1 protein-coding gene, 2 pseudogenes and 1 other annotated feature are annotated in these 1,295 nt (G+C 58.4%); all 3 genes and pseudogenes read left to right on the top strand.

The genetic code is table 11. From position 1 onward, the window contains the following. Positions 1 to 121: pseudogene (locus AC1RQ9_RS18895) on the top strand (IS630 family transposase); the annotation flags it as partial. Then, positions 69 to 804 (top strand): annotated as a pseudogene (locus tag AC1RQ9_RS18890) (transposase); the annotation flags it as partial. The pseudogenes AC1RQ9_RS18895 and AC1RQ9_RS18890, both read left to right, overlap by 53 nt. Positions 805 to 850: 46 nt before the next feature. Beyond that, positions 851 to 1,183, top strand: coding sequence for an IS3 family transposase (locus AC1RQ9_RS18885; RefSeq protein ID WP_053324181.1), 333 nt, complete (start codon positions 851 to 853; stop codon positions 1,181 to 1,183). Beyond that, positions 1,138 to 1,254 (top strand) — a sequence feature (AL1L pseudoknot). Its footprint overlaps the gene before it by 46 nt. Positions 1,255 to 1,295 lie beyond the last annotated feature (41 nt).

Genomic DNA, 1,295 nt, shown 5'->3' with positions numbered 1-1,295 from the left:
TATGCAGCTCCATCTCGCGGAGATTTCACGCACGGTCGCGCAGGGCGCTCACGCCGTCCTCATTGTGGATCAGGCGGCATGGCATACCAGTCAGAAGCTGGATGTTCCCTACAATATCACCTTTGATCTGCAGCTATGCAAACGGGATTTTTTCCTCACGCTGGATCGAGCGGGCGACATATCGCGACATCGGGATACGCTTCGTGGCGGCAAACCTGCATCCGGATCACGACACGGTTGCCGCTTTCCGCCGGACAAACCGGGTAGCCATTGAAGCTGCTTGTGGCGCGCGAGACGGGCCTGTTACGCTTGGGCGAGGTGTTGAGCGACGGCACGAATATCGATGCCGACGCCTCGAAATACCGTTCGGTGCGCTATGACCGGATCAAGGCACTGTGCGAACATCTGGCAGTGGATATCGCGGAACTGATGGAACAGGTGGAGCGTACTGACATCATGGACACGGATCCGCAGGCCCTGCCAAAAGAACGCGCCCGACTGGAAGCTGATGTCAGGGAGCAGGCTGAAACGGCACGTCCGGCATACGAAAAGAAGAAAGCCGCCTATGATGCGAAAACAGGATGTCGCGGCCGGGCGCCAAAACCGCCTGATGAGAAATTACCACCCGAGAGGCAGGTCAGCGGCAGATCAGCCTGACTGATCCCGACAGCCGTCTCATGCGGCGCTCGGACACAATACCCAGGCCGAACTCTGCGCCGAAGCCAGCTGATCGTGACAGTCGGCGTTGTCGCCACGTCAGCGAACGCGCCATCCTTTGCCGACACGGTACTGTCGATGGATGAACCGCCCCGGGTTTACCGGAGAGTAAAACTCTCGAAGACTGAGCCCTATGGTAGATAAGACGAAAACATCGCGTTATTCGCCTGCGTTTCATGAGCGTGCTCTGCGCCTTCTGGACGAGCATCGATCGGATTACCCGAGCATTTCGGCGGCCTGTCGCGAGATTAGTGACAAGCTTGGTTGTTCGGGCGACAACCTGCACGACTGGTGGAAACAGGCCCGGCGGAACGCGGGGACGCAACCGGGACCGACCACGGCCGAGACGGCACGGATCAGGGCGTTGAAGTGTGAGGTCCGTGAACTGCGTCAGGCCAATGAGATCCTCAAGAAGGCTTCGGCTTATTTTGTACGGGCGGAGTTCGACCGCCCGTTTCGCAAATGATTGGGTTTATTGAAGTCTACCGTGCCGATTACCGGGTCGAGCCAATCTGTCGTGTTTTGCCGATTGCCCCCTCCACGCTCGATCATCAGTCGGTCATAACGAGAGATCCGGC

Source organism: Komagataeibacter ossonobensis, from assembly GCF_057359305.1.
The sequence above is the reverse complement of the archived record's forward strand: the minus strand, read 5'-3'. Positions and strand labels throughout refer to the sequence as shown.